This is a genomic window from Streptomyces sp. NPDC018263 (assembly GCF_055562575.1).
This window is the reverse complement of record NZ_JBVHFA010000003.1, coordinates 220,918-241,553: the sequence shown is the minus strand read 5'-3', so window position 1 is coordinate 241,553 and position 20,636 is coordinate 220,918. Positions and strand designations below refer to the sequence as shown.

Below are 20,636 nucleotides of genomic sequence, written 5' to 3'. Positions count from 1 at the left end.
GGGCAGGAGGAGCCGTGTTGCGGAGGCGGGCGGCGCCCCGCATAGTTGCGCTGCGAAGTGGCGGCGACCGGGGGTGGAATGGGCGATGGCCGGGCACGCGACGGAGGAGCATCCCCACGGTGCCGACCGGCTGTGCGGGCAGGGGGACCGCGTGTACTCCCGTGCCGTGCGCCGGGGCCGGGTGCCCCGCGCGGACGCGGAGCCGGTGCCCTGCCTGCTGGAGCTGGCCCTGCTGCACCCCGACCCCGACGACATGGACTGGCTGGTCCCCACCTCCCCGCAGGAGGTGATGACCCGGCTGCTGCGCGGGGTCTACGACGAGGTCACCGAGAGCCGGCGCCGGATGGGCTCGGCGGTCGCCGCGTTCGACTGGTACGCCGGGCTCGGCCGTCAACTGCCCGCTATCGGCGCACCGGGTGAGGGCTCCGCGATCCGGGTGCTGGACGGGCTCACCCGTATCCAGGCCGCGATGGACGAGGCCACCGAGCGGTGTGCCACCGAGGTGCTCACCGTGCAGCCCGGCGGCATCCGGCGCGAGGCCGAGCTGACCGAGGGGCTGCACCGGGCGCTCGAACTGCGCGCCCGGGGTGTCCGGATGCGCGACCTGTACACCCATGTCGCCCGGCACGGCCAGGGGTTGCTCAACTACCTGGAGCTGATGGGCGACGCGGTGGAGGCCCGCACGCTGGACGAGGTCATCGACCGGCTCATCCTCTTCGACCGCACGGTCGCCTTCATCCCCGCCAACACCGACCGCACCATGGCCCTGGAGCTGCGCCACCCGGCGCTGGTGGAGTACCTGGTGACGGTCTTCGAGCGGCTGTGGCGGCTGGCCATCCCGCTCACCGCCCCGCTGCCCGACACCGGCATCGAGGGCATCTCGCACCGCGAACGCGCCATCGCCGCGCTGCTCGCCGAGGGCCACCAGGACGCGGTGATCGCCGAGCGGCTCGGGATCAGCGTGCGCACCTGTCGCGCGCACATCGCCCGGCTCTCGGAGACCCTGGGCGCGACCAGCCGTACCCAACTCGGCGTCCGCATCGCCCAGGTGGGGCTGGACGGCCCCTCGCACGGACCGGCGTCCGCGCCCGCCGGCGCGCGGACCCGCCCTAGTCCGCTTCCTTGAGCATCCCGGAGCGGGCGATCAGATAGCCGAGCTGGGCCCGGCTGCCGCTGCCCAGCGCGGTGGCGAGCTTGGCGATGTGGGCGCGGCAGGTGCGGACGTTCATGCCGAGGCGGCGCGCGATGGCCTCGTCGACATGCCCCTCCACCAGGAGCTTGGCGATGGAGTGCTGGATGTCGGTGATGCCGTCCGGAGCGGTCTCGTACGGCGTGCCGGCGCTCAGCGGGACCGCGCGGCTCCACATGAACTCGAAGACCTTGACCAGGTAGCGCACCAGGCCGGGGTGGCGCAGCTCCAGGGCGACCTGGCGGTCCTCGCGGACCGGGATGAAGGCCACCGTCTCGTCGCAGATGATCAGCCGCTCGACCAGTTCGTCGATGGTGCGGTACTCGGCCTTGCCGTCGGTGAAGCGGTCCACGTAGGCGAGCCGGTCGGCGCTGTAGCGGGCGGTGTGCTGGTACAGGGTGCGGATGCGCACCCCGCGCTCGATCAGCGGGCGGTCGCGGTCCAGCGCCTCCAGGAGGCGGTTCTCGGGGCTGCGGCGGCCGCCTGGCTGCACGGTGAGCACCTCGGTGCGGCACTGGCCGGTGGCGAGGTCCAGGGCCGCGTTGATGCGGTCCAGGCCCTCCAGGACGGTGATGGCGTGCGTCGGGGCGTCCTCGCGCGCGCTCAGCGTCATGAAGGGTTCGAAGATCTCGGAGAGCACGATGGACCGGCGCCGCCGCTCCGCGATCTCCCGCTCGATCGGGGTCAGCCGCTGGGCCAGCGCGACGGCCGGCGCCACGGGCCGCAGCCAGCCGGGATCGTCGGGGTCGGGGTGGAGCAGGGCGAACTCCATCAGGCACGGAGCCGCCTCGGCGTCCGCGCGCGGGATACGGCCGGTGCGCAGGGCGCTCGCGTAGAGGCGGTTTCCTTCCGCGCACATCTCTGTCACCGCGTGGGGATGTGTCGCCTCTGTCCCGTTTGTTGCCAAATCTCCACCCCCCAGGGTCCTGAACATGCAGGAACATGATGCACCGATCGTGTGGCGATGATGTGCCTGAATGAGCCATCGTCTAACTCGACGGGGGAAGAGGGGACTTTCAAGTGAGGACGAAGCCGACCATGCGTAACAGAATGCTTCGCTCGGCGCTTGTTGCCGCTCTCTCCGCCGTTGCGGCCGTCGGAACACTGGCGGGCCTCTCCGGTGCGACGAGCGCGCACTCGCCGGGTGACCGGGGGGCCGCGACAGCGGCGGGCGTTCAGGACACCCGGTGGGACACCACGCCGGCGGACACGAGGTGGGACGTCGCCCCGCTCGACACGCGGTGGGACTGATCACCATGACCACGCCTCCCGACGACCGCTCCTTCCGTCGTGAGATGGCCACCGCCTACCGCTCCGGCTGGCACTTCATCGACCTGGTCACCGCCATCCCCCACAGCGGCGACTCGTTGATGGTGACGGTGTTCGGCGAGCCGGTGGTGGTCACCCGTGACGAGGACGAGGACGTACGGGCGTACCGCTGCCTGCGCAAGCCGCGCGGCGCGCCGCAGCCGGTGCGGTGTGCCGTCCGGTACGGCATGATCTTCGTCAATCTGGACCAGCGGGACCACCGTCTCGCGGAGCCCGAGGTCGCCGACCTCAGGACCACAACTGCCACCCCCCGCAGTGCCTGACGCGATTCCCCCGTCGTAAAAGATCGCCTCAGGTACTTCCCCCCGCAGCGGCGTCACCGTGACCTGAACACGGTGACGCCGCTGCAGTTTCTGCGCATATTTCGGGGTTTCGGTACTCCGGCCACGTGGCCGGAACTCTTCAGCCGTGCCCGAGCGCGCGTTCCACCTCGATCTCCAGGGCGACCCGAAGCGGGTTCTCGCGCGGCTCGCGGCCGTACCGCTCGGTGAAGCGCCGTTCCGCCTCCGCGACCGCCTCCCGGTCCTCGCGCACCCGCGCCCGCCCCTCCAGCGTGGCCCAGCGCCGGCCGTCCACCTGGCACACCGCCACCCGCGCCCCCTCGGCCCCGGCCGCGCGCACCAGCGCCGCCTTGGTGCTGGTGCCGCTGGTGATGACACGGGCGATGCCCGCCTCGGGGTCCCAGGTCACGCACACCGGCACGACGTGCGGGCTGCCGTCCGGGCGCAGGGTGGTGAGCGTGCTCAGGTGCCGCTCCCGCCAGAAGGCGACGTACGAATCATCCGGTGCGTCCAGGTCCACGGAGTATGAGGGCATGGCCGAAACCTAGCCAATCCAAGGTTCCCGGCGCTTAATTGAGCGCACCCGACTCAAGTTTGTGTACACTGGTTAAGTCATCAGTGGAGTAGTGGCGGAAGGGGAGAACACGCACGTGGACGCCGAGCTGACCAACAGGAGCCGGGACGCGATCAACGCCGCAAGCCAGCGGGCCGTGACGGAGGGGCACCCCGACCTGACGCCCGCTCACCTGTTGCTGGCGCTGCTCGCGGGCCAGGACAACGAGAACATCACCGACCTGCTCGCCGCCGTCGGCGCCGACCCGGCCGCCGTGCGCGCCGGGGCCGAGCGCGCGCTCGCCTCGCTGCCCAGCGTGACCGGCTCCACCGTCGCGCCCCCGCAGCCCAGCCGGGAGCTGCTCGCCGTCCTCGCGGACGCCGACGAGCGCGCCGGGGACCTCGGGGACGACTACCTCTCCACCGAACACCTGCTGACCGGTCTCGCCGCGAAGGGCGGCGCCGCCGGGGACGTGCTCCGTGAGCAGGGAGCCACCGCCAAGAAGCTGCAAGACGCCTTTCAGAAGGCCAGAGGAGGACGCCGCGTGACCACTGCCGACCCCGAGGGTCAGTACAAGGCCCTGGAGAAGTTCGGCACCGACTTCACGGCCGCCGCCCGCGAGGGCCGCCTCGACCCGGTCATCGGCCGGGACCAGGAGATCCGCCGGGTCGTGCAGGTGCTGAGCCGCCGCACCAAGAACAACCCCGTCCTCATCGGTGAGCCGGGCGTCGGCAAGACCGCCGTGGTCGAGGGGCTGGCCCAGCGCATCGTCAAGGGCGACGTGCCGGAGTCCCTGAAGGACAAGCGGCTGGTCTCGCTGGACCTCGGCGCGATGGTCGCGGGCGCCAAGTACCGCGGTGAGTTCGAGGAGCGGCTCAAGGCCGTGCTCTCGGAGATCAAGGACTCCGACGGGCAGGTCATCACCTTCATCGACGAGCTGCACACCGTCGTCGGCGCGGGCGCCGGGGGCGACTCCGCGATGGACGCGGGCAACATGCTCAAGCCGATGCTGGCCCGCGGTGAGCTGCGCATGGTCGGCGCGACCACGCTGGACGAGTACCGCGAGCGGATCGAGAAGGACCCGGCGCTGGAGCGGCGCTTCCAGCAGGTGCTGGTCGCCGAGCCGAGCGTCGAGGACACCATCGCGATCCTGCGCGGTCTGAAGGGGCGGTACGAGGCGCACCACAAGGTGCAGATCGCGGACAGCGCGCTGGTGGCCGCCGCGACCCTGTCCGACCGGTACATCACCTCCCGCTTCCTGCCCGACAAGGCGATCGACCTCGTGGACGAGGCCGCGTCCCGGCTGCGCATGGAGATCGACTCCTCACCCGTCGAGATCGACGAGCTCCAGCGCGGGGTCGACCGGCTCCGCATGGAGGAGCTGGCGATCGGCAAGGAGACCGACCCGGCCTCCCGCGAGCGCCTGGAGCGGCTGCGCCGCGACCTCGCCGACAAGGAGGAGGAGCTGCGCGGGCTCACCGCCCGCTGGGAGAAGGAGAAGCAGTCCCTCAACCGCGTCGGGGAGCTGAAGGAGCGCCTGGACGACCTGCGCGGCCAGGCCGAACGCGCCCAGCGCGACGGCGACTTCGACACCGCCTCCAAGCTGCTGTACGGGCAGATCCCCGAGCTGGAGAAGGAGCTGGAGGCCGCCTCCGAGGCCGAGGAGGAGGCCGCGCGGGACACCATGGTCAAGGAGGAGGTCGGCTCCGACGACATCGCGGACGTCGTCGCCGCCTGGACCGGCATCCCGGCCGGCCGCCTGCTGGAGGGCGAGACGCAGAAGCTGCTGCGCATGGAGGACGAGCTGGGCAAGCGGCTCATCGGCCAGAGCGAGGCCGTGCAGGCCGTGTCCGACGCGGTGCGTCGCTCGCGCGCCGGGGTCGCGGACCCCGACCGGCCCACCGGCTCCTTCCTGTTCCTCGGCCCGACCGGCGTCGGCAAGACCGAACTGGCCAAGGCGCTCGCGGACTTCCTCTTCGACGACGAGCGGGCGATGATCCGCATCGACATGTCGGAGTACGGCGAGAAGCACAGCGTCGCCCGCCTGGTCGGCGCGCCTCCCGGCTACGTCGGATACGAGGAGGGCGGCCAGCTCACCGAGGCCGTGCGGCGCCGTCCGTACAGCGTGGTGCTGCTGGACGAGGTGGAGAAGGCGCACCCCGAGGTCTTCGACATCCTGCTCCAGGTGCTGGACGACGGTCGGCTGACCGACGGTCAGGGCCGCACCGTCGACTTCCGCAACACCATCCTGGTGCTCACCTCCAACCTGGGCAGCCAGTACCTGGTCGACCCGGCGCTGGACGAGGCGGAGAAGCGGCAGCGGGTGCTGGACACGGTGCGGGCCTCGTTCAAGCCGGAGTTCCTGAACCGGCTGGACGACCTCGTGGTGTTCTCCGCGCTCAGCGAGGCGGAGCTGGCCCGGATCGCCCGCCTCCAGATCGACCGGCTCGGCCGGCGGCTGGCGGAGCGGCGCCTGACCCTCGACGTCACGCCCGAGGCGCTGGCCTGGCTCGCGGAGGAGGGCAACGACCCGGCGTACGGTGCGCGCCCGCTGCGCCGCCTGGTCCAGACGGCCATCGGCGACCGCCTCGCCAAGGAGATCCTCTCCGGCGAGATCAAGGACGGCGACACGGTCCGCGTGGACCGCGCGGAGGACGGCCTGAGGGTGGCTCCGGCCACGAAGAAGTCCCTGTAGAACAGGGCCCGCGCGTTTGCCCCCGGGGCGCGGGTGTCACTCGTCGAAGCGACGCGTGGCACCCGCGCCCGGGCCGCGTGTCCGCCCGTGGCTGACAGGCCGCGCCGGGGCTTGCCACGGACCTCCCCCTCTGGGGGAGGATGGCGGAATTCCGTACGAAGGAGAACCACGGTGAGCATCGACCCGTCCTCGATTCCGAACTTCGGGGGCCAGCCCGAGCAGCAGCCGCAGGGACCGGCGGGCCCCGTCCTCCCGGACCAGGACCTCGTGAAGCAGCTCCTGGACCAGATGGAGCTGAAGTACGTCGTGGACGAGGAGGGCGACCTCGCGGCGCCCTGGGAGCAGTTCCGTACGTACTTCATGTTCCGCGGCGAGGACGAGCAGGCCGTCTTCTCCGTGCGGACCTTCTACGACCGTCCGCACCAGATCGAGGAGAAGACGCGGCTGCTGGAGTCCGTCGACGACTGGAACCGGCGCACCCTGTGGCCCAAGGTCTACACCCACACCCACGACGACGGCACGGTCCGCCTCATCGGCGAGGCCCAGATGCTGATCGGCACGGGCGTCGACCTCAACCACTTCGTCTCCTCCGTGGTGAGCTGGGTCCGCGCGGCCATCGAGTTCGACAAGTGGCTCGCCGAACAGCTCGGCCTGGAGCAGGAGATCGACGACGCGGAGGACTCGGGCGGGGACGTGGAGTAGTCCACGGCCGACCCGCACACACGGCCGAGGGCCGGGGCGCTTCACGCTGCCCCGGCCCTCGGCCGTTCCGCGCGCTCACGCCATGCGCCGCAGCCGGTCCGTGGCCTCCTGGAGGACTTCCGGCTTCTTGCAGAACGCGAAGCGGACGAATGGGGCGCCCGCCTCGCGGTCGTCGTAGAAGACGGCGTTCGGGATGGCGACGACGCCGGCGCGTTCGGGGAGGGTGCGGCAGAAGGTGAAGCCGTCCTTCTCGCCGAGGGGGCGGATGTCGGTGGTGATGAAGTAGGTGCCCGCCGGGCGGAAGACGCCGAAGCCGGCTTCCGCGAGGCCCGTGGCGAGGATGTCGCGGCGGGTGAGCATGTCGCGGCGGAAGTCGTCGAAGTAGGAGTCGGGCAGGGCGAGGGCCTCCGCGACGGCGTACTGGAAGGGGCCGGCGGAGACGTAGGTGAGGTACTGCTTCGCCGAGCGGACCGCGCTGACCAGGGCGGGAGCCGCCGTCACCCAGCCGACCTTCCAGCCCGTGTACGAGAAGGTCTTGCCGGCCGAGCCGATGGTCACCGTGCGGTCGCGCATGCCGGGGAAGCCCGCGAGCGGGAGGTGCTCGGCGTCGTCGAAGACGAGGTGCTCGTACACCTCGTCCGTCACCACCAGCAGGTCCCGTTCCACCGCCAGCTCGGCGATCGCGGCCAGTTCCTCGCGGGTCAGGACCGTGCCGGTCGGGTTGTGCGGGGTGTTGATCAGCAGCAGCCGGGTGCGGTCGGTGACGGCCGCGCGCAGCTCGTCCAGGTCCAGCCGGAAGCGGTCCTCGGCCGGGCGCAGCGTCACCGGTACGCGCCGCCCGCCCGCCATGGCGATGCTCGCCGCGTACGAGTCGTAGTACGGCTCCAGCGCGACCACCTCGTCGCCCGGCTCCACCAGCGCGAGCAGGGTCGCCGCGATGGCCTCGGTGGCGCCCGCCGTGACCAGGACCTCGGTGTCGGGGTCGTACGCGAGGCCGTACCGGCGCCGCTGGTGCGCGGAGATCGCGTGCCGCAGCTCCGGCACGCCGGGCCCCGGCGGGTACTGGTTCCCCCGGCCGTCCCGCAGCGCCCGCACCGCCGCCTCCCTGATCTCCTCGGGTCCGTCCGTGTCGGGGAAACCCTGGCCGAGGTTGATCGCGCCGGTGGCCGTGGCCAGCGCGGACATCTCGGCGAAGACGGTCGTCCCGAACTCGGCGAGCCGGCGGTTGAGGTACGGACGTGCGGTGGAGGTCATGCCGGCCATCCTCCGCCCAAGCTCTGGAGTTCCTCAACTCCGCTTTGGCGTTCTTCGGGGGCGGGCATTCCCCGGTCACCGCGCGGTGCGCGGGATGGCGAGGGGCCCACGGGGGGTCGCTTCGGGGGAACGGAAGGAAGGGGGACGCCATGGTTGTCGGCATCGTCCTCGTCGTGGTGATCGTGGTGGGCCTGGCCGTGCAGCGGTCCCGGCGGAGGCGCAGGTGGGCGCGGCAGCGGGTCTCGCCGGGGACGGCCCGTCCGCTGCGCGGCGGTTCGGGGTCGTCCCAGTCGTCGGGTTCTTCGTCGTCTGTGTACGACGGCGGGTCGAGCTGGTGGGTCTGGGGCGGGGACTCCGGGGGTTCCTCCGGCGGGCATCACGGCGGGCACCACGGGAGTCACCACGGCGGGGACAGCGGCCACGGGGGCCACTCCTCGTGCGGGGGCGGCGGCCACTCGTCCTGCGGGGGCGGATCGTCCTGTGGCGGCGGGTCCTCCTGCGGAGGGGGCGGGGGCTGCGGGGGCGGTAGCTGAGCCACCCGGTCGGCCGGCCCGCCGGGGCGGGGCGGCCGACCGGGGCTGGGCGGCGCGGCCGGAGCGGGGCTGCGCGGCCGGGGCGGGGCTGCGCGGCCGGGGCGGCGGCTCGGCCGCGTTCCGGCCCGCGTTCCGGCTCGCGTCCGGCCCGCGTTCCGGCTCGCGTCCGGCCCGCGTTCCGGCTCGCGTCCGGCCCGCGCTCCCGTGTTCGAACGGGCGCGGCGGACGGCGGCCCGCTCAGCGGCGATATTCAGCCGCCCTCAGCCGCCCCCGCGTGGCGGAAACGCCCAGGGGGGCGGCGCCCCGGGCGCGCGGTCCGGCGGAGCCGTTCGTTCCGCGCTGGGCGTACGCCGTAGTTGAACAATTGAGCTGTGGAGCCCTCTGAGGGATGGAAACCCTCCGAACTTGGGTAAAAACGCTGTGGCACGGCCAGTGTTCGTGATTCCCTCTAAAACACCACCTCAAGCCCTCGGACGTCCTCAGGACACCGCTTCTCCAGCCGGGCCGACCTGGCCGAATCGCCCGGTGTCACCGAGGTGTGCCGCCCCTCTCCTTGTGTGCTAGCGGAGCCGATCCATGCTCACGACCCTGAACACGTCCTACACCGACACCCGAGCCGCCGACCTCGCCTGGGCCCTCGGCCGCGAACCGCTCCCGGCCCTGGCCACCCTCGATCTCGAACTGAGCGGGGCGAAGATGCAGTTGAGGCTGCTCGGCGCCTCCCACCAGGTCCTTCTGGAGGAGGACCTGGGTAGTTGTTCGGAGACGGTCGCGTGCATGCCCGGCTCCTCCACCCCGCTCCCCCTCGGCGTCGCCAAGCGCGTCGGCGACTGGGAGTACGAGTTCGCCGCGCGCGTGGAGATGCTCACGCCGGGCTCCTTCGCGGGCCGCGCGCAGGAGTTGCTCGCGCTGGTCTCCGACCACCCGCACGGACTCGCCGGGGTCTTCCCCGGCAGCCCGCACGCCTTCACCGCGATGCTCGCCCAGCGGCACGAGGGCCAGGTGCGGTGGCGTACCTGGCACGCGTACCCGCAGGACGGGCAGTTGGTGGCGACCCGTACCCGCGTCGGGGTGAGAGTCCCGGCCGGGCAGGGGGCCTGGTAAACCAGCAGGGCCAGGTTGACGGGGAGTTTCCACACGTGTGGGTGACGAAGCGTCCCGCTGTGGTGACGTAACGTCGCAGCGTGATCGATCCGCACGCCCCCGTGTCCTCGGGTGCCCCGCTGTCCTCGGGGGCCCCGCCCTGGACCGAGCCCGCGCGGCTGCCCGTGGAGCCCGGTACCGGGCGGTTCCTGGTGCTCGCGTGCGTCTTCGTCTGCGCGGCCTGCGGGCTGGTGTACGAACTCGAACTCGTCGCCTTCGCCTCGTACTTGATCGGTGACTCGGTCACCCAGGCGTCCGTGGTGCTGTCGGTGATGGTGTTCGCCATGGGCATCGGCTCGCTCGGCGCGAAGCGGCTGCGCTGGCGGGCGGCGGTGGGGTTCGGCGCGATCGAGACCGCGCTCGCGCTGGTGGGCGGGTGCAGTGCGATGGCGCTGTACGCGGTGTTCGCGTGGACCGGCGGCTGGGGTGGCATCTGGGCGGACGGGCCGCGCTGCCTGCTGGTCGGATTCTCGCTCGCCATCGGGTTGTTGGTGGGGGCCGAGGTGCCCTTGCTGATGGAGCTGATCCAGCGCATCCGGCGGCAGGACGCGGGCGGGGCGGTGGCCGACCTCTTCGCCGCCGACTATGTGGGCGCGCTGGTCGGGGGGTTGGCGTTTCCCTTCGTACTGCTGCCGTTCCTGGGCCAGTTGACCGGCGCGCTGCTCACCGGGTCGGTGAACGTGGTCGCGGGGAGCGCGCTGGTGCTCGGGCTGTTCCGGCGTGATCTCACCCGGCGGGCCCGCTGGACGCTGCTCCTCGCCGGGCTGTTGGTGCTCGGCGTGCTCGCCTCCGCCGCCGTGCTCGCCGGTGACTTCGAGGCGGCCGCGCGGCGCGCGGTTTACGGGCCGGACGTGCGGGTGGCCGCGCAGACGGACGTACAGGAGGTGGTCCTCGCCGGAGGTACGGACGGCAAGCCGCTCGACCTCTTCCTCGACGGGCGGCTGCGGGTCGGCGGCCGGGACGAGCGGCGGTACCACGACGCCCTGGTCCACCCCGCGCTGTCCGGGCCGCACCGGCGGGTGCTGATCCTCGGCGGCGGCGACGGGCTGGCCGCGCGGGAGGTGCTGCGGCATCGCGGGGTCGCGCGGGTGGACGTGGTCGAACTGGACGCCGGGCTCGTACGGTTGGCCCGCCGCGACCCCGGCCTCTCCGCCCTCAACGCGCACGCGTACGACGACCCGCGCGTCCACGTCACCACGGCGGACGCGCTGACCTGGCTGCGGCGGGCGCCGGCCGGACGGTACGACGTGGTCCTCGCGGACCTCCCCGATCCCGGCATCACCGCGAGCACCAAGCTGTACTCCCAGGAGTTCTACGGGCTCACCCGGCGCGTCCTCACCCCGACCGGGCGCCTCGCGGTGCACGCGGGGCCGGTGTCGTCGCGGGCCCGCGTCTTCTGGACGGTGGAGGCGACCCTCCGGGCGGCGGGCTTCTCCTCGATCCCCTACCGAGTCCTCGGCCACGACACCGGCTTCGCCACGGGCCCCGACCGCTCGGCGGGGTCTTCCCGCACCCCGCACGACTGGGGCTTCCTCCTCTCCACCCCCGGCCCCCGGCCTCCCCGCCCCCACCTCGACTTCCACCCCTCCACCCTGACCGACTCGGACCTGAGAGCGGACGCGGCGGCGGCCCGCCTCACCCGCGTACCGGGCCTGCGCCCGTCCACGCTGGCGCGTCCGCAGTACTGAGTGGGTTCTGAGGCGGGGGCTTCCGGGTTTGGCCGGCTGTGGGGGCCCGAGTCGGACACGGGGCCAGGAGCGCTCTGTGGTGTTGCGCCGGGTGGGGCACCTCCGCGTTGGGCCCCGCGGGCGGGGGCCTGGGGGCGGAGTCGGCTGTAGGGGGGAACCCCTAGGAGCCGGCTCGGACGGGTCGAAGTGCCTGCGGGTTCAGGGCCTGAGGGCGGGGGCCTCGGCGGCCGGGGCCGGCGGAAGCAGTTGAGGTCTGGCTCCCCTACGGGTCTGGGGCCTCTGCGGGTCTGGGACCCCTGCGGGTCTGGGCCGTGGGGTTCTCGCTGCGGCCAGGCGGGGCAGGTCCCGCTGCGGATTCGGGGGCCTCCGCGGGGTCGCGGCTCACAGGGTGGGAGTTTCCCGGTAGGGCTACGGGTGTCTGTCCTCCGGGGCCGGGGGGCTGCGGCGCCCGGTTCCTCGCTCCCCGACAGGGTCCTGGTCTCCCGTTCGCCGCGAGGGCAGGTGCATTCCGGGGACTACTGGGTAGGCTCGGCCAACATGGAGCTCCAGGTCTTCGTTCCGGTTCCGGTCGACCGGCTCAGGGAGGCCCTCGCGGATGCCGTGAGGGTGGCCCGCGCGGTGCCGGGACTTCAGCAGGACGCCGGGGCGGAACCCGTCGCCGGGCGCCTGAAGCTGCGCGTCGGCGGGCACTCGGTGACGTACCGGGGCACGCTGGCGGTGAGCGCCCGCGCGGACGGTACGTACGCGGTACGCGGTGACGGCGCGGAGGCCCGCGGCGCCGGCACGGTCACGCTGTCGCTGACCTTGGCCCTCGCGTCCACGCAGGGCGGCACGACGGTCACGGTAGGCGGCACCGCTAAGGCGGAGGGCCGCCTCGCCGAACTCCCCGAGGACGCGGTGACCACGGCAGCGAACCGGCTGCTGTCCCGCACGCTGGAGACTTTGGCAGAGGACACCGGCTCGGCGCGGGGCCCGTTGGAGGGCACGGGTCAGCAGGCCGAGTCGGATCAGCGGGCGGAGGCGTCCCGGTCGGGGCAGGCGGAGGGCGTGTCCGAGGCCACCGGCCCTGGGCCGGCGGCAGGCCCCTCTGCGGGCGCCGAGCCGGAAGCGGCGGAGGTCGAGCCGGGACAGCAGGCGCAGGCAGCAGAGGGCGCGTCCGAACCGGAGCAGCAGCAAGCCGAGGGCGACGACGAGAAGCCCGAGTCGGGGCAGCAGCCTGAGCCCGGCACCCAGCCCCCCTCCGTCTTCGACACCGACGTCCCCCCGCCCTCCCTCGACCCCGAGACGGACGCGGCCATTCCCGACACCGTCCCCGACGGTCTGGAGGTCCGCGCCGAACCCCCCGCCGAGGCCGCCCACGCCCGCCGGACGATGATCGGGCGCAGCGCGGAGGAGGTCGACCACGCCCCACCCCGAGGCCGCTACGCCCCTGTCCCCGCCCCTCAGACGGTCACCGCGAACTCCGCCCTCCGCTGGGCCGCCCCGGCGGCGGCGGTGGCGGTCGCTTCAGCGATCGTGGTCGCACGGGCCCTCCGCAAACGCCACTGACCCCTCCGCGACAACGGCGCCCCCCCCGGCTCTGCCGCAACGCCGGCCGGGGCGGCGAAGCGCACGCGGCCCCCGGCGCCGTGAGCGTGGCCGCCCTGGCGTGCTCCAGCAGCCCCCCGACCCGAGCCGAGGGCGGACTCCCGCGCCCCCCGCCTCATGACCCCAGCCCCCGCGCCGCAGCAGCCGTCTGCCGAAGCCCCACCCCTCAGTGCCCCCCCGCCTCACGACCGCAGCCCCCGCGCCGCAGCAGCCGTCTGCCGAAGCCCCGCCCCTCCGGGCCCCCGCCTCACGACCGCAGCCCCCGCGCCGCACCAGCCGTCTGCCGAACCCCCGCCCCTCCGGGCCCCGCCTCACGACCCCAGCCCCCGCCCCGCACCAGCCGTCTGCCGAAGCCCCCGCCCCTCCGCGCCCCCACCGGCCGTGCCGGGCGTCGCCTCCCCCGCCCCGCCTGCAGCGAGCCGTCGCGTCGGCGCCAGGGGGCGACGCGACGGCACCGCCCACCCCGCCCGACCCCCGGAGGGACCAGTAGGGTCGGACCCGTGAGTAACGGAGAGATCACGTTGGCCGCGGGTGACGCGGAGGTACGGGTGCTGCCCGGTAACGGCGGGCGGATCGGGGGGCTGCTGGTCGGCGGGGCCGAGCTGCTGCGTCAGGGGGAGCGGTTCGGGTGTTTCCCGATGGTTCCCTGGTGCGGGCGGATCAGGGACGGGCAGTTCCTGGACGGCGGAGTCGTACGGCAGATGCCGCTGAACTCCCCGCCGCACGCCATCCACGGCACCGCCCGTGACGGCGCCTGGCGCACCGCGCGCAAGTCGGCCGACGAGGCGGTGCTGACGTACGAACTGACCGACCCCTGGCCGCACTCCGGCAAGGTGACGCAGATCGTGAGCCTCGGGGAGGACAGCCTGACGCTGACGATGTCCGTGGAGACGTACGAGGATTCGTTCCCGGCGCAGATCGGCTGGCACCCCTGGTTCAACCGGAACATCGGCGGCGAGGACGTGACGATCGACTTCCACCCGGCGTGGCAGGAGGAGCGCGGTGAGGACCACCTGCCGACGGGCAACCGTATCGAGCCGAGGCCCGGCCCCTGGGACGACTGCTTCGGTATGCCGGAGGGGGTCGACGTGCGCCTGACCTGGCCCGGACAGCTCGAACTCAAGGTCGCCAGCCGCGAACAGTGGGCCGTCGTCTACGACGAGCAGGACGCCGCCGTGTGCGTCGAGCCGCAGACCGGCCCGCCCAACGGGCTGAACACCGCCCAGCGCCTGGTCACCCCGCTGGAGCCGCTGGAGGCGTCCACGACCTGGACCTGGCGCCGCCTCTAAGCTGGGCCCATGACGGATGTACGTGGCGAACTGCTCCAGCAGATCAAGGACAAGGCCGTGGTGCACGGCAAGGTGACCCTCTCCTCGGGTCTGGAGGCCGACTACTACGTCGACCTGCGCCGCATCACCCTGGACGGCGAGGCCGCCCCGCTGGTCGGCCAGGTGCTGCTGGACCTCACCGCCGACCTGGACTTCGACGCGGTCGGCGGCCTGACCATGGGGGCCGACCCGGTGGCCGCCGCCATGCTGCACGCTGCCGCCGCGCGCGGGCAAAAGCTCGACGCGTTCGTGGTGCGCAAGGCCGCCAAGGCGCACGGTCTCCAGCGCCGGGTGGAGGGTCCGGACATCGCGGGCCGCCGGGTGCTGGTCGTCGAGGACACCTCCACCACCGGCGGTTCGCCGCTGACCGCGGTGGAGGCGGTACGGGAGGCCGGCGCGGAGGTCGTCGCCGTCGCCACGATCGTGGACCGGGCGACCGGCGCCGCGGAGAAGATCGAGGCCGGGGCGGGCGTTCCGTACCGGTTCGCCTTCTCGAAGGATGAACTGGGGCTGGACTGACGGTCCGCCTGGCGCTGGACTTCTCCCCGGCCGCCGAACCGTCCGGCAGGGCAGGTCTGGAAAGATGGGGCCGACGCCGATGTCGCCCCCCAGGGTCCAGGCCAGGGCCGCATATCGCAGAACGCCAACCCGCAACACGAGGAGCGGACAGATGCCCATCGCAACTCCCGAGGTCTACAACGAGATGCTCGACCGGGCGAAGGCAGGCAAGTTCGCCTACCCGGCCATCAACGTCACCTCCAGCCAGACCCTGAACGCGGCGCTGCGCGGCTTCGCGGAAGCGGAGAGCGACGGCATCGTCCAGATCTCGACCGGCGGCGCGGAGTTCCTCGGCGGCCAGTACAGCAAGGACATGGTGACCGGCGCGGTCGCGCTGGCGGAGTACGCGCACATCCTGGCCGAGAAGTACCCGGTCAACATCGCGCTGCACACCGACCACTGCCCCAAGGACAAGCTGGACGGTTACGTGCGTCCGCTGCTCGCGCTCTCCGAGGAGCGGGTGAAGGCCGGCCGCAACCCGCTGTTCCAGTCGCACATGTGGGACGGCTCCGCCGAGACCCTCGCGGACAACCTGGAGATCGCCCAGGAGCTGCTGGAGCAGGCCCGCCGCGCGAACATCGTGCTCGAGGTCGAGATCACCCCGACCGGCGGTGAGGAGGACGGCGTCTCGCACGAGATCAACGACTCCCTCTACACCACGGTCGACGACGCGATCCGTACCGTCGAGGCGCTGGGCCTGGGTGAGAAGGGCCGTTACCTGCTGGCCGCGTCCTTCGGCAATGTGCACGGCGTGTACAAGCCGGGCAACGTGGTGCTCCGCCCGGAGCTGCTGAAGGAGCTGAACGACGGGGTCGCCGCGAAGTTCGGCAAGCAGTCGCCGTTCGACTTCGTCTTCCACGGCGGTTCCGGTTCCTCCGAGGAGGAGATCCGTACCGCGCTGGAGAACGGCGTCGTGAAGATGAACATCGACACGGACACCCAGTACGCCTTCACCCGTCCGGTCGCCGACCACATGTTCCGTCACTACGACGGTGTGCTGAAGGTCGACGGCGAGGTCGGTGACAAGAAGCAGTACGACCCGCGCACCTGGGGCAAGCTGGCCGAGGCGGGCATGGCGGCGCGTGTCGTGATCGCCGCGAACAACCTGCGGTCGGCGGGCAACAAGATGAAGTGACCCTCCGTGGTCTCCCGTAGGGGGCCCGGCACCCTGTCTTCCACAGGGGCCGGGCCCCCTACGGGTATCCGGGGTATACCTGGGGGCATGCCCGATGTCCGGCTGGCGTCCCCCAAGGGCCGGTGGATTCTGCTGACCACCGTGCTCGGCTCCAGCATGGCCCTGCTGGACTCGACCGTCGTCAATGTCGCGCTGCCCCGCATCGGCCGCGACCTCGACGCGAGCCTGGCGGCGCTCCAGTGGACGGTCAACGCGTACATGGTGACGCTGGCGGGGCTGATCCTGCTGGGCGGTTCGCTGGGGGACCGGTACGGGCGGCGCAAGGTCTTCGTGATCGGCGTGGTGTGGTTCGCGGCGGCCTCGCTGATGTGCGGGCTGGCCCCCGACCCGAACGTGCTGATCATCGCCCGTGCGCTCCAGGGCGTGGGCGGGGCGCTGCTCACGCCGGGGTCGCTCGCGCTGATCCAGGCGTCCTTCCATCCGGACGACCGCAGCCGCGCGGTGGGGCTGTGGTCCGGGTTCGGCGGGGTGGGCGCGGCGATCGGGCCGTTCCTGGGGGGCTGGCTGGTGGAGGGGCCGGGCTGGCGCTGGGTGTTCCTGCTGAACGTGCCGCTCGCCCTGATCTGCGTACCGGTCGCCCTGCGGCACGTACCCGAGTCGGACGCGGGGCCCGCGCGCGGGCGGTTCGACGTGCTCGGGGCGGTACTGGGCGCGGTGGCGCTGGCGCTGCTGACGTACGCGCTGATCGAGGCCCGCTCCGCGTCCGCCGCGGTGTGGGTGACGGCGGCGGCGGGCGTGGCGGCGGCGGTGGCCTTCGTGTACGTGGAGCACCACCGGCCGAACCCGATGCTCCCGCCGGACATCTTCGCCTCGCGCCAGTTCACGGCCGTCAACCTGGTCACGCTGTGCGTGTACGCGGCGTTCGGCGGCTTCTTCTTCCTGACGGCGCTGCAACTCCAGGTCGTGGCGGGCTACTCCCCCTTGGCGGCGGGTACGGCTCTGCTCCCGCCGACGATCCTGATGCTCCTGTTCTCCTCCCGCTCGGGCGCCCTCGCGGACCGAGTGGGCCCCCGCCTCCCCCTGACGGTCGGCCCTCTGCTGTGCGCGGCGGCGATGCTCCTGATGCTCCGGGTCGGCCCCGGCGCGAACTACCTGACGGACGTCCTCCCCGCGCTCCTGGTCATGGGCACGGGGATGGTCACCCTGGTGGCCCCCCTGACGGCGACGGTCCTCGCCTCGGTCGACACGTCCCGAGCGGGCCTGGCCAGCGGCATCAACAACGCGGCGGCGCGGGCGGCGGGCCTGGTGGCGGTGGCCGCCCTCCCCCTCCTGACCGGCATGGGCCCGGAGGCATACCGCCTCCCGGCGGCCTTCAACTCGTCCTTCGACAAGGCGATGCCGATCTGCGCGGGAGTCCTCGTCCTGGCGTCGCTCCTCTCCGCCACCCTGATCCGCCACCGCCCCACCCCGAACTGCCCGCACCCGAAATGCCGAACCCACGGCAGCATCACGACTCCGCCACTGGAGACGGGGGAGACGGAGCCGGTTTCGAGGGGGTGAGGGGCGCCAGAACGGGACGCTGCACCCGATCGGGTTGCTTCAACGGACTGCCGCAACTGTGGACGAGTGTCTAGCGTGATAGCCCACGAAACCACGGTGGGCACGACGAGGGGGACGCCATCATGTTGTTCGAGGCGATGACGGCGCTGGCTGCGGCCGGTGGCAGTGCGGTGGTGCAGGCGGCGGGTACGGACGCGTGGAACGGGTTCCGGGGGCGGGTCGCGGCGCTGTTCGGCCGGGGCGACGCCCGGCGTGAGGCGGCGGAGCTGGAACGTCTGGACCACACCGCCCACGCTCTGACCGCCGCGGGCGAGGAAGCGCCGGCGCAGCGGGCCCGCCAGGAGGGGGCGTGGGCGGCCCGGTTCGAGGGACTGCTGGAGAACCTGGACGAGGCGGAGCGCGATCAGGTGGTGGGCGAGCTGCGGTCGCTCCTGGCGTTCGTCGCCGAGACGACGGGTGACGCGGTGGTGGGGACGGGCAAGGCGACCGCGCGGGACGGGGGCAGTGCGGTGACCGGTATCAAGCGGTCTGGTGAGGCGGCGGGAGGACCGGCGCGGGCCGCGAACACCGGGGACGCGGAAGCGACCGGGGCGGGCTCCCATGCGGTTTCGGGGATCGTGCACGAGCGCTGAGGCACCGGTAGCGGGGGCGGGAGTGAAGTTGGACGACGGGGTCGGCGAGCCGGGGTTCGGGCAGCTCGCCCGCGATACGGGGGCTGCCACGGCCAGTGCGCCGCACAGTGTGGCAGTGGCCGGTATCTACAACGCCCGCACCGAGTTGCCGGCCGACGCGCTGCGGCCTCCGTCGCAGGTGGACGTCCGCGACGGGCTGGACGACCTGCCGTGGCGGCCCGACCACTTCGTGGGCCGGGACGACGAACTCGACCGAATGGACGGTGTGCTGAGCCGACCGGGGGCGGTGCTGGTGCAGGCCGTGCACGGCTTGGGCGGCATCGGCAAGAGCACCCTTGCCGCGCACTGGGCCGCGACTCGTGAGCACGGACGCCGACCGGTGCGCTGGTTCACCGCCGACAGCCCGGCCGGTGTCCAGCAGGGTCTCGCCGACCTCGCCGTAGCGCTCCAGCCCGCGCTGAAGGTGCTGCCGGTCGACGCGCTGGCCGAGTGGGGGCTGCAGTGGCTGGCCGGCCACACCGGCTGGCTGGTCGTCCTCGACAACGTCAACGACCCCGCGCACATCGCTCCGCTCCTCAGCCGGGCACCGGGCGGCCGTTTTTTGATCACCAGCCGACTCGGGGACGGGTGGGGCGGGGACGTCGCGCTGGTCCGCCTGGACGTCCTGGCGCCGGAGGAGTCCCTGGACCTGATCACGTCGATCATCACCCGCAAGGGCCCGCGCGACCTGGACGGCGCCGCGGAACTGTGCGAGGAACTGGGGCACCTGCCCCTGGCCGTCGAGCAGGCCGGGGCCTACATCGCCCAGACCCCCTTCACGACCCCCCGTACCTACCTTCAGCTCCTGGCCGAACACCCCGCGGAGATGTACGAGCAGGCGGGTGCCACGACCCCGGACGAACGGACCGTGGCGCGGGTCTGGACCATCACCCTCGACCACATCGCGTCCCGCCAGCCCCTGGCCGTCGACCTGCTCCGCATCCTGGCCTGGTACGCCCCCGAGGCCATTCCAGCCTCCCTGGCGGGGCTCCCCGACGGCGGGCCGGTCCAGACGAACCAGGCGCTGGGGCTGCTGACCGCCTACAGCATGATCACTCCGGACCCGGCAACGGGAACGATCGCCGTCCACCGCCTGGTCCAGGCGCTCGCCCGTACCCCGGACCGGACGAATCCGCACCGCTCAGCGGATCGCATCGAGCGGGCTCGTGCCAGCGCGGCCGCCAACATCGGAACTGCGTTGCCCCAGCAGTGGGACGACCCGGCCACCTGGCCCCGATGGCGCGCCCTCGTTCCACACATCGAAGCCCTCACCCAATACACCGACGAGGACACCGACCTCATCGCCGCCCGCATCCTCAACCAGACCGGCCTCTACCTCAAAAACCAGGGCCTCGTCACACGCGCGATCAGCGCCCTTCTACGTGCCCATGCCAGCTACGAACGACTTCTGGGCGATGACGCACCCGACACCTTCACCAGCCGCAACAACCTGGCCAGCGCCTATCTGGACGCCGGCGACCCCACCCGCGCCATCCCGCTCCACCGGCAGAACCTTGAGGACCGCATGCGGGTTCTTGGTCCTGACCACCAACACACCTTCACCACCCGCAACAACCTGGCCAACGCATACCAGGCCGCTGGCGACCCCACCCGCGCCATCGCCCTCCACCGGCAGAACCTTGAGGACCGCATACGGGTCCTTGGCCCCGACCACCCCCACACACTCAGTACCCGCAACAACCTCGCCGGCGCCTATCAAGCCGTCGGCGATCCCAGCCGCGCCATCCCCATCCACAGGCAGAACCTCGACGACTGCGGCCGGGTCCTCGGTCCTGATCATCCTCATACGCTCAGCACTCGCAATAACCTCGCAAATGCCTATCTGGATGTCGGAGATCCCGCCCGCGCCATTCCGCTTTTTGAACGGGCGTTGGAAGACTGCACCCGGATCCTAGGTCACGACCATCCGCAAACCCTCGCCGGCCGTAACAACCTCGCCGCCGCACACCAGAGCGCCGACGACCTGACGCGCGCCATCACCCTCTTTGAGCAGACCCTCGGGGACTGCAGCAGGGCCCTCGGCCTCGACCATCCCTACACGCTCGTCACTCGTAACAACCTCGCCAATGCCTATCGAGACGCCGATGATTTGACCCACGCCATCACTCTTCTTGAGCAGAACCTCCGCGACTTTGTTCGGATCCTCGGCCCGGACCACCCTGACACCCTCACCGCCCGCAGCAATCTCGCCCTTGCTCACCGGAGGGTCGGCAATCTGGAACACGCCATCACTCTGCTGCGGCATAGCGTGGCTCTGTGCCGAGAACGATTCGGGGCCGACCATTCGCTGACGGCAAAAGCTGAGCACGCCTACGCGCTGGCATGGCAGAAGCGAGTTTTGAGCAGTCCGAAGCTGGAGTTCGGACGTGTGTCGAGGGGCTGAAGGGTTGCAGCTCCGAGAGCGGCTGG

Annotated in this window: 16 protein-coding genes; 13 read left to right on the top strand and 3 right to left on the bottom strand. The window is 72.2% G+C overall.

The window, feature by feature from the left end:
• The first annotated feature begins 85 nt into the window (after positions 1 to 85).
• Positions 86 to 1,126: a helix-turn-helix transcriptional regulator gene (locus ACZ3HQ_RS10230; protein ID WP_467509264.1), complete on the top strand. Its 1,041-nt coding sequence runs from the start codon at positions 86 to 88 to the stop codon at positions 1,124 to 1,126.
• Here the strand turns inward: ACZ3HQ_RS10230 and ACZ3HQ_RS10225 are convergent.
• Positions 1,110 to 2,123 carry a helix-turn-helix transcriptional regulator gene (locus ACZ3HQ_RS10225; protein ID WP_467509262.1) on the bottom strand — a complete coding sequence of 338 codons (1,014 nt, stop codon included), beginning with the start codon at positions 2,121 to 2,123 and terminating at the stop codon, positions 1,110 to 1,112. The genes ACZ3HQ_RS10230 and ACZ3HQ_RS10225 overlap by 17 nt on opposite strands.
• Positions 2,124 to 2,445: 322 nt before the next feature.
• Between ACZ3HQ_RS10225 and ACZ3HQ_RS10220 the strand changes: the two genes are divergently transcribed.
• Positions 2,446 to 2,781: a Rieske (2Fe-2S) protein gene (locus ACZ3HQ_RS10220; protein ID WP_030816552.1), complete on the top strand. Its 336-nt coding sequence runs from the start codon at positions 2,446 to 2,448 to the stop codon at positions 2,779 to 2,781.
• 139 nt (positions 2,782 to 2,920) lie between these two features.
• On the opposite strand, the gene ACZ3HQ_RS10215 is transcribed toward ACZ3HQ_RS10220, so the two are convergent.
• The gene (locus tag ACZ3HQ_RS10215; protein ID WP_467509260.1) at positions 2,921 to 3,334 is read right to left on the bottom strand and encodes a pyridoxamine 5'-phosphate oxidase family protein; all 414 of its coding nucleotides are present in this window, start codon (positions 3,332 to 3,334) and stop codon (positions 2,921 to 2,923) included.
• A gap of 115 nt (positions 3,335 to 3,449) precedes the next feature.
• Between ACZ3HQ_RS10215 and clpB the strand changes: the two genes are divergently transcribed.
• Positions 3,450 to 6,047: an ATP-dependent chaperone ClpB gene (clpB, locus tag ACZ3HQ_RS10210; protein WP_467509258.1), complete on the top strand. Its 2,598-nt coding sequence runs from the start codon at positions 3,450 to 3,452 to the stop codon at positions 6,045 to 6,047.
• 171 nt (positions 6,048 to 6,218) lie between these two features.
• A complete protein-coding gene (locus ACZ3HQ_RS10205) occupies positions 6,219 to 6,749 on the top strand; it encodes a type III secretion system chaperone family protein (RefSeq protein ID WP_030816547.1) in 531 nt (176 codons plus the stop codon).
• A gap of 75 nt (positions 6,750 to 6,824) precedes the next feature.
• On the opposite strand, the gene ACZ3HQ_RS10200 is transcribed toward ACZ3HQ_RS10205, so the two are convergent.
• Positions 6,825 to 8,012: a pyridoxal phosphate-dependent aminotransferase gene (locus ACZ3HQ_RS10200; RefSeq protein ID WP_467509256.1), complete on the bottom strand. Its 1,188-nt coding sequence runs from the start codon at positions 8,010 to 8,012 to the stop codon at positions 6,825 to 6,827.
• 1,100 nt (positions 8,013 to 9,112) lie between these two features.
• On the opposite strand from ACZ3HQ_RS10200, the gene ACZ3HQ_RS10195 reads away from it, so the two are divergent.
• From ACZ3HQ_RS10195 to ACZ3HQ_RS10155, 9 genes are all read left to right on the top strand, one after another.
• Positions 9,113 to 9,640, top strand: a complete 528-nt coding sequence (locus tag ACZ3HQ_RS10195; RefSeq protein ID WP_467509255.1) for a DUF2617 family protein — start codon at positions 9,113 to 9,115, stop codon at positions 9,638 to 9,640.
• A gap of 80 nt (positions 9,641 to 9,720) precedes the next feature.
• Entirely contained in the window at positions 9,721 to 11,367 is a 1,647-nt protein-coding gene (locus ACZ3HQ_RS10190) for a polyamine aminopropyltransferase (RefSeq protein ID WP_467509254.1), read from the top strand.
• Positions 11,368 to 11,904: 537 nt separating this feature from the next.
• Positions 11,905 to 12,915 (top strand): SRPBCC domain-containing protein, encoded by a 1,011-nt coding sequence (locus tag ACZ3HQ_RS10185; protein WP_467509253.1) that lies wholly within the window; start codon positions 11,905 to 11,907, stop codon positions 12,913 to 12,915.
• Between the two features lie 539 nt (positions 12,916 to 13,454).
• Positions 13,455 to 14,243 carry an aldose epimerase family protein gene (locus ACZ3HQ_RS10180; RefSeq protein WP_467509252.1) on the top strand — a complete coding sequence of 263 codons (789 nt, stop codon included), beginning with the start codon at positions 13,455 to 13,457 and terminating at the stop codon, positions 14,241 to 14,243.
• Positions 14,244 to 14,252: 9 nt separating this feature from the next.
• Positions 14,253 to 14,801, top strand: a complete 549-nt coding sequence (pyrE, locus tag ACZ3HQ_RS10175) for an orotate phosphoribosyltransferase (protein ID WP_467509251.1) — start codon at positions 14,253 to 14,255, stop codon at positions 14,799 to 14,801.
• A gap of 151 nt (positions 14,802 to 14,952) precedes the next feature.
• Complete coding sequence (fbaA, locus tag ACZ3HQ_RS10170) at positions 14,953 to 15,975, top strand: class II fructose-bisphosphate aldolase (RefSeq protein WP_467509250.1); 1,023 nt, start codon at positions 14,953 to 14,955, stop codon at positions 15,973 to 15,975.
• A gap of 87 nt (positions 15,976 to 16,062) precedes the next feature.
• Positions 16,063 to 17,535 carry an MFS transporter gene (locus ACZ3HQ_RS10165; RefSeq protein WP_467509249.1) on the top strand — a complete coding sequence of 491 codons (1,473 nt, stop codon included), beginning with the start codon at positions 16,063 to 16,065 and terminating at the stop codon, positions 17,533 to 17,535.
• A 122-nt stretch (positions 17,536 to 17,657) separates the two neighbouring features.
• Positions 17,658 to 18,167 carry a hypothetical protein gene (locus ACZ3HQ_RS10160; protein ID WP_467509248.1) on the top strand — a complete coding sequence of 170 codons (510 nt, stop codon included), beginning with the start codon at positions 17,658 to 17,660 and terminating at the stop codon, positions 18,165 to 18,167.
• 115 nt (positions 18,168 to 18,282) lie between these two features.
• A complete protein-coding gene (locus tag ACZ3HQ_RS10155) occupies positions 18,283 to 20,610 on the top strand; it encodes a tetratricopeptide repeat protein (protein WP_467509247.1) in 2,328 nt (775 codons plus the stop codon).
• Positions 20,611 to 20,636: the final 26 nt, after the last annotated feature.

Excerpts from the sequence above, each read along its gene's own strand:
- ACZ3HQ_RS10225 (WP_467509262.1), bottom strand. The coding sequence starts at position 2,123 with ATGTTCAGGACCCTGGGGGGTGGAGATTTGGCAACAAACGGGACAGAG.
- fbaA (WP_467509250.1), top strand. The coding sequence starts at position 14,953 with ATGCCCATCGCAACTCCCGAGGTCTACAACGAGATGCTCGACCGGGCG.
- ACZ3HQ_RS10160 (WP_467509248.1), top strand. The coding sequence starts at position 17,658 with ATGTTGTTCGAGGCGATGACGGCGCTGGCTGCGGCCGGTGGCAGTGCG.
- ACZ3HQ_RS10185 (WP_467509253.1), top strand. The coding sequence starts at position 11,905 with ATGGAGCTCCAGGTCTTCGTTCCGGTTCCGGTCGACCGGCTCAGGGAG.
- ACZ3HQ_RS10230 (WP_467509264.1), top strand. The coding sequence starts at position 86 with ATGGCCGGGCACGCGACGGAGGAGCATCCCCACGGTGCCGACCGGCTG.
- ACZ3HQ_RS10215 (WP_467509260.1), bottom strand. The coding sequence starts at position 3,334 with ATGCCCTCATACTCCGTGGACCTGGACGCACCGGATGATTCGTACGTC.
- ACZ3HQ_RS10165 (WP_467509249.1), top strand. The coding sequence starts at position 16,063 with ATGCCCGATGTCCGGCTGGCGTCCCCCAAGGGCCGGTGGATTCTGCTG.
- pyrE (WP_467509251.1), top strand. The coding sequence starts at position 14,253 with ATGACGGATGTACGTGGCGAACTGCTCCAGCAGATCAAGGACAAGGCC.
- ACZ3HQ_RS10195 (WP_467509255.1), top strand. The coding sequence starts at position 9,113 with ATGCTCACGACCCTGAACACGTCCTACACCGACACCCGAGCCGCCGAC.
- ACZ3HQ_RS10220 (WP_030816552.1), top strand. The coding sequence starts at position 2,446 with ATGACCACGCCTCCCGACGACCGCTCCTTCCGTCGTGAGATGGCCACC.
- ACZ3HQ_RS10200 (WP_467509256.1), bottom strand. The coding sequence starts at position 8,012 with ATGGCCGGCATGACCTCCACCGCACGTCCGTACCTCAACCGCCGGCTC.